The organism is Planomonospora algeriensis (assembly GCF_977012225.1).
Genome location: NZ_CDRNDK010000454.1, coordinates 1 through 4,975 on the forward strand (window position 1 = coordinate 1; position 4,975 = coordinate 4,975).

Here is a 4,975-nt window from a genome sequence, read left to right on the forward strand (position 1 = left end):
CCCGGGTGGGCGCGGATACACCTGGCGTGCTCACCTCAGCACTTCAAGATCAGTAGCGGTTCCGTTTGGCGCATGGTGGACAGGTGGCCTCCCGGGTGGCCCCGCACGGAACGTTGACGTCCTCGCTCTGCCCGGTACGGATGTCCAGCCGCCGCAGCACGATCGGGCGGATGCACACGCCGTTGTGCTTGGCGATCTCCACCGCCACATCCAGCGCGACCGGCATCCGCTGCCGCTCGGCCCGGGAGATGGAACGGTCGGTCGTCGGGGTGGTCATTCGTTCACCTCCTCACGGTGGATCTCGGTCAGGTCGGCCGCCAGCCGGTAGACGGCCCCGTACGGGTCGGTGCTGATGGAGGGGTCGGACAGCTCGAAGGCCACCACCCGCTGCGTGCGGCGCGGCCCGAGCAGTGCCAGGATCGGCCGCTCGCAGATGTGGGTGATCTCCTCGTCGGTGCCGTAGAAGCAGACCCTCATGCCGCCACCGCCTCGGCCATGGCGCGGATGTCGGCGTCGGAGACGTAGGCCGCGCGCACCCGGATCGGATCGGGGGAGGCTTCCAGGCGGACGTAGCCGACGCCCGCGCCCTGCTGCGGGATCGGGGAGATGTGGTCGGCCAGCGCGCCCCGGTCGCGGGCGCCGTCGCCGAGGACCATGTCCACCTGCTCGGACTCATCGAGCCGGAGTGCGATCTTGTCGGGGAACAGGTTGCGGATGGTGAGCACGTCTTTGCGTGGGTCCTGGAGCGCCGCCATCACCCCGACGCCGACCGCCCGCCCTTGCGTGGTGAGCGTGGCCAGGGCGGCGGAGATGCGTTGCTTCAGGGCCCGGTCGGATTGGTAGGCGGTCAGGAACGCCACCTCGTCGACCACCACCAGGACGAAGGGGTCCTCCGGGGTCGGGGTGTGGGAGCGCTGGAGGCCGGCGAATCGGTCGGCCCGCTCCTGCATCACCTCGACGGCCGCGTCGAGGAGGTCGGCGCACTGTTCCGGGGTCGCCGCGTACCTCTCTCCAAACAGGGCGCGGCCGAAGGACAGTTCCATGCGCTTGGGGTCGAGCGCCCAGATTTGCACCAGGCCCGCGCGGACGGCGGGGAGCAGGCCGCGGATGGTCGACCAGATCACCGAGCCCTTGCCCGCCCCGGTGGCCCCGGCGACGAGCACATGGGTGCCGTGAACCTTGAGCAGCCAGGGAGAGCCGTCCTCACGGGTCCCGACCAGGACCGGCCCCACCGAGGCCCCCTCCGGGATCGGCATGGCCGGGAGCGGCGTGGCGAGCGGGTCACGGCGGGGGAAGACGAGCACCAGGCGGCCCGCCCGCGCGATGGAGACCCGGCAGGAACGGGCGCCGAAGCCGTGCGCGAGGTGGTCGATGCGGTCGGCCCAGTCCTTGACCGCTTGGCCGTGCAGCATCTTGACCGTCACGACGTCGGCCCAGGAAGTGCAGCGCACCCGGATCAGATGGGGGAGGTAGTCCCGGCCGCGCAGGTGCCGTCCCAGCCCGGAGACGACCATCACCGCCTGCCAGTGCCGCCGGTAAATCCACACGAAGCGCCAGAAGGCCAACAGCGGCCAGCCGACCAGCCACAGGAATGAGGGCCGGTGCACCGAGCACCACAGCGCCAGCGCGGTCACGGCCGCCGCGATCAGGACCAGGCTCATGCGCCAGCCGTACAACCACGTCGCCGCGCACGGGACGGCGACGACGGCCGAGGCGACCGGGTGCCGCCAGAGCAGGCGAACGAGACCGGCGAGCAACCGCCAGGCGAAGATAACGAGCGTGACGAACGCCGGAGTCCGCACCACAGCGGGGCGGAACACCACGGCGGTATCAGGGGTGGTGGAGACGAGGTGCTGTGCCTCATCACCAGGCATCTTCTTGAACATTAGGCTGGTGTCCTCTCTTGAATCGCATCTGGGGAGAACCGATGGGCCGCCGGAAGTTGCCGCTTCTGGCGGCCCCGCTTGCAGGTCAGGCCGCGTTGATGCCGACCGAGGTGGAGTGTTCGGCGTGCAGCTGCTCGCACATGGCGAGGTAGCGGGCAGTGGCGTCGGCGAGTCGGCGGGCGAGCGTCACGTCCTGGTCGGTGACCGGTCCGCCGCCCGTGGTGGAGATCGACACCCGCGCCTCAGCGCTGGAGATGGTCAGGATCGGCCGCTGCCGTTCGGTCCCCAGCACCGTGACCGCCAGGTCTCCGGTGTGGAAGGAGACGCCGAGCCGGGTGCCGTCGGCGTCGATCGACGTCGTGACGAAGGTGTACGGCTTGTGCTCGCTCACGCTGCGACCTCCTTACCGGCCGTCGTCTTGACCGGGGCTCCGGCCGCGCGGGGAGCTCGCATGGACGTGGCCCGGATGGAGTAGGCCAGGCGGCCGGTGGACTGGTTGACGTACGGGGTCACGGTCATGCCGTCGAACTCGACCGGCACGAACGGCAGGCCCGGCAGCGCGGGCGGGACGACCGGCTCGACCGGCGACAGGATCTTGACCGAGACCGTCTTCTGGCCGGCCTTCACGGCCGGGTCGGCGTCCATCACCGCGACCTGCCAGACGAGTTCGCCGGTGGTCTTGTCCTTGGCGTAGACGGTCCGGCTGCTGGTCGAGGCGTCGAAGTCCTTGACCTGCTCGACCGCGCCGACGATGTAGCAGCCGTGCGGGAAGACCTGCTCGAAGCTGATCGGGATGGGTCCCTGAATAGCCATGATCACTCCTTTCATCGAGAACGCCCTTCATTCGGACGTCCACTTGTGCGGACAAGTTGAGAGTAGGCGATCCCACTCGTCCGCACAAGTGAATAAGCGGATCGAGTGGGAGAGCCGTCAGGTCACCGGGTAGACGTCGAGCAGCTCATGCAGGTCCCCCGGCATGGCCACGCTCATCGCCAGCAGCACGGTTCCCGAGGCATCGTGCACCGTGGCCAGCACCCCGAGCACGGGCGTGGACGAGCCGAGCACCTCGGCTTCCTCCTCGGTCGACATGCGCGCGGTCAACCGCTCGGTGATGTGGTCGAAGCGCAGGCGCTTGACCGCCTGGAGATGCTGGCGGATCCCGTGCCGCAGCGGTTCGGCCTTGTCCAGGTCGGTGCCGAGTGCCACCTCCAGCGGGAACCAGAAGGTCTCCACCGCCGAGCGCCGGCCGCCCTGCTTGGCCACCCTCCGGCGTTCGATCACCGGAGTCCGGGCGTCGACCCCTAGCAGGCGCGCGACGTGCCGGGGAGCCGGAACGCGGCGCACGTCGGTGATGCTCTCGGCGCTCTCGGCGTGCTCGGCCGTCTCCAGCGCGGGCCGGATCCGGTCGGCCGAGGTCTCCGGCCGGCCTTTGACGAACGAGCCGCGGCCGTGCTCGCGCTCGATCCACCCTTGCATGGCCAACGTCTGCAACGCCCGCACCACGGTGGTCCGGCCGACGCCGAACTCCCGGACGAGCTGCGTCTCGGACGGCAGCATGTCACCGGGCGCGTATTCACCCTCGGTGATGCGCTGCTGTATCGCCGTCATCACCTGGGCGTACTTCGGTGGGGCGAAGTCCATGCTCATCTCAACCGCCCGATCACTCTTCCACTTGTCTGCATAAGCACAGTACCGGCGGAGTGGAGACCTGTCAGGACCTCAGCACCCACGGGCATCCCGAGGTCAGCGGACCAGGCCCGCCACCAGCGCCGACCACATCTCCCGCGCTCTGCGGCACGACCACGCCTCACTGTAGGAGACGGCCCGCCCGCCGTCCCGGTCGATGGTGCGGCGGATGAACGCCAGCCCGCCGGCCTCGCACAACTCGTAGAAGGTCACCCGGTGCTGATGGCAGGTCCAGGCCACCACCCGCACCCGGCCGAACCGCGCCGCGCCGTACCAGGTCAACGCCCGGTGCTCATCCCGCACCGGAGGTAGGTGCAGGGACGGGCACGGCGATTCCCAGCCGAGGGCCCGAGCGTTCACGAGGTGACCCGCTCGAAGCGCACCGTCCCGGCCGGGTCCACCGTCGCCGTGAAGATGATCCGTCGGGACCAGTCGTCCGGGACGGTGCCGAAGTCATAGACCCGGTGGACGACGCGCCCCCACACCGTCACGCCGGCCTGCGCAGGTTCGGCCGCCAGGCGGCGCAGCGCCGTGCGCAGAGTGTCCATCGCGGTGGCCTGCCCGGAGTTGGTCCCGCACGGTCCCAGCTCGTCGACCCCGGCGGAGGTGGAGAACACCTCCCATTCGAACATCTCCACGACCTGCGTGCTCGGGTCGTTGCTGTCGCAGTACAGGCAGTCCTCGCGCGCGGACATCTCCAGGTGCAGCCCCATGGCCGCCACGCATCCCCGACGAGTGACGATCTTCCAGCCGCGCCCGTCACACGCGGTGCACTTAACCGGTGTTGTCATGCCGGAAAGGATGTCCAACCAGACTTTCTCCGCCTATTCCACGCGGATATACCAGGGTGAGATATAGAGTCCGGCCTGTAGCGATGCACCACCTCGGGGACTGGCAACCGGAGGACGGGAATGCACGGGAACGCGTTCGACCCGATCGAGATCCCCGCTCAGGTGTGGGACCGCGAAGAAAGCCGGGAAATCCTCAAAAGCCGGGATGTAGCCGGGTTGTTCAACCTCGCTGTCAAGTACAGCGGCGCCACCCAGGTCCGCATCAGCACCGCCACCGGCATCCCGCAAGGCCGCATCAGTGAGATCATCCGCCGCCAGCGCCAGGTCACCGACCTGGAGGTGTTCGAACGCATCGCCGCCGGCCTGGGCCTGCCCGACCACGCGCGCATGCTCTTCGGCTTGGCCCCGCTCGATACCGCCTCCCCGACCGGCGACCACGGAGGCGAGCACCAGGAGCAGATCGAGGAGCTGACGGCCCGCCTCGAAGCCTCCGCCGTCGTCGACCCCGTCATGGTCATGATCCTGACGATGGAGACCAACAACCTCCGTCTGATGGAGGCTCTTCGAAGTTAACCGGGGTTGAGCGCCGGAGCGTGCCCCGATGAGGTGAGG

The 4,975-nt window shown here is 69.1% G+C and carries 9 protein-coding genes; 1 reads left to right on the plus strand and 8 read right to left on the minus strand.

Annotation, left to right across the window (positions count from 1 at the left end; translation table 11 throughout):
• Positions 1–49: 49 nt before the first annotated feature.
• The 8 genes from ACWJ6R_RS30065 to ACWJ6R_RS30100 all read right to left on the minus strand — a co-directional run bounded on the left by ACWJ6R_RS30065 (position 50) and on the right by ACWJ6R_RS30100 (position 4,363).
• On the minus strand, positions 50–277 hold the full coding sequence (locus ACWJ6R_RS30065) for a replication initiator (RefSeq protein ID WP_449065458.1): 228 nt from the start codon (positions 275–277) through the stop codon (positions 50–52).
• A complete protein-coding gene (locus tag ACWJ6R_RS30070; protein WP_449065459.1) occupies positions 274–477 on the minus strand; it encodes a hypothetical protein in 204 nt (67 codons plus the stop codon). The genes ACWJ6R_RS30065 and ACWJ6R_RS30070 overlap by 4 nt, the downstream gene beginning before the upstream one ends.
• Positions 474–1,886, minus strand: coding sequence for an FtsK/SpoIIIE domain-containing protein (locus ACWJ6R_RS30075; protein ID WP_449065460.1), 1,413 nt, complete (start codon positions 1,884–1,886; stop codon positions 474–476). Before ACWJ6R_RS30075 ends, ACWJ6R_RS30070 begins: the two co-directional genes overlap by 4 nt.
• Before the next feature lie 85 nt (positions 1,887–1,971).
• Positions 1,972–2,277 carry a hypothetical protein gene (locus tag ACWJ6R_RS30080; protein WP_449065461.1) on the minus strand — a complete coding sequence of 102 codons (306 nt, stop codon included), beginning with the start codon at positions 2,275–2,277 and terminating at the stop codon, positions 1,972–1,974.
• Positions 2,274–2,699 carry a plasmid replication, integration and excision activator gene (locus ACWJ6R_RS30085; RefSeq protein WP_449065462.1) on the minus strand — a complete coding sequence of 142 codons (426 nt, stop codon included), beginning with the start codon at positions 2,697–2,699 and terminating at the stop codon, positions 2,274–2,276. Before ACWJ6R_RS30085 ends, ACWJ6R_RS30080 begins: the two co-directional genes overlap by 4 nt.
• A 117-nt stretch (positions 2,700–2,816) precedes the next feature.
• Positions 2,817–3,533 carry a GntR family transcriptional regulator gene (locus ACWJ6R_RS30090; protein ID WP_449065463.1) on the minus strand — a complete coding sequence of 239 codons (717 nt, stop codon included), beginning with the start codon at positions 3,531–3,533 and terminating at the stop codon, positions 2,817–2,819.
• A 96-nt stretch (positions 3,534–3,629) separates the two neighbouring features.
• The gene (locus ACWJ6R_RS30095; protein WP_449065464.1) at positions 3,630–3,875 is read right to left on the minus strand and encodes a hypothetical protein; all 246 of its coding nucleotides are present in this window, start codon (positions 3,873–3,875) and stop codon (positions 3,630–3,632) included.
• A 53-nt stretch (positions 3,876–3,928) separates the two neighbouring features.
• Positions 3,929–4,363, minus strand: coding sequence for a hypothetical protein (locus tag ACWJ6R_RS30100; protein ID WP_449065465.1), 435 nt, complete (start codon positions 4,361–4,363; stop codon positions 3,929–3,931).
• 216 nt (positions 4,364–4,579) lie between these two features.
• Between ACWJ6R_RS30100 and ACWJ6R_RS30105 the strand changes: the two genes are divergently transcribed.
• Complete coding sequence (locus ACWJ6R_RS30105; RefSeq protein ID WP_449065466.1) at positions 4,580–4,936, plus strand: hypothetical protein; 357 nt, start codon at positions 4,580–4,582, stop codon at positions 4,934–4,936.
• The last annotated feature ends 39 nt before the right edge of the window (positions 4,937–4,975 follow it).

Excerpts from the sequence above, each read along its gene's own strand:
- ACWJ6R_RS30065 (WP_449065458.1), bottom strand. The coding sequence starts at position 277 with ATGACCACCCCGACGACCGACCGTTCCATCTCCCGGGCCGAGCGGCAG.
- ACWJ6R_RS30070 (WP_449065459.1), bottom strand. The coding sequence starts at position 477 with ATGAGGGTCTGCTTCTACGGCACCGACGAGGAGATCACCCACATCTGC.
- ACWJ6R_RS30075 (WP_449065460.1), bottom strand. The coding sequence starts at position 1,886 with ATGTTCAAGAAGATGCCTGGTGATGAGGCACAGCACCTCGTCTCCACC.
- ACWJ6R_RS30085 (WP_449065462.1), bottom strand. The coding sequence starts at position 2,699 with ATGGCTATTCAGGGACCCATCCCGATCAGCTTCGAGCAGGTCTTCCCG.
- ACWJ6R_RS30090 (WP_449065463.1), bottom strand. The coding sequence starts at position 3,533 with ATGAGCATGGACTTCGCCCCACCGAAGTACGCCCAGGTGATGACGGCG.
- ACWJ6R_RS30100 (WP_449065465.1), bottom strand. The coding sequence starts at position 4,363 with ATGACAACACCGGTTAAGTGCACCGCGTGTGACGGGCGCGGCTGGAAG.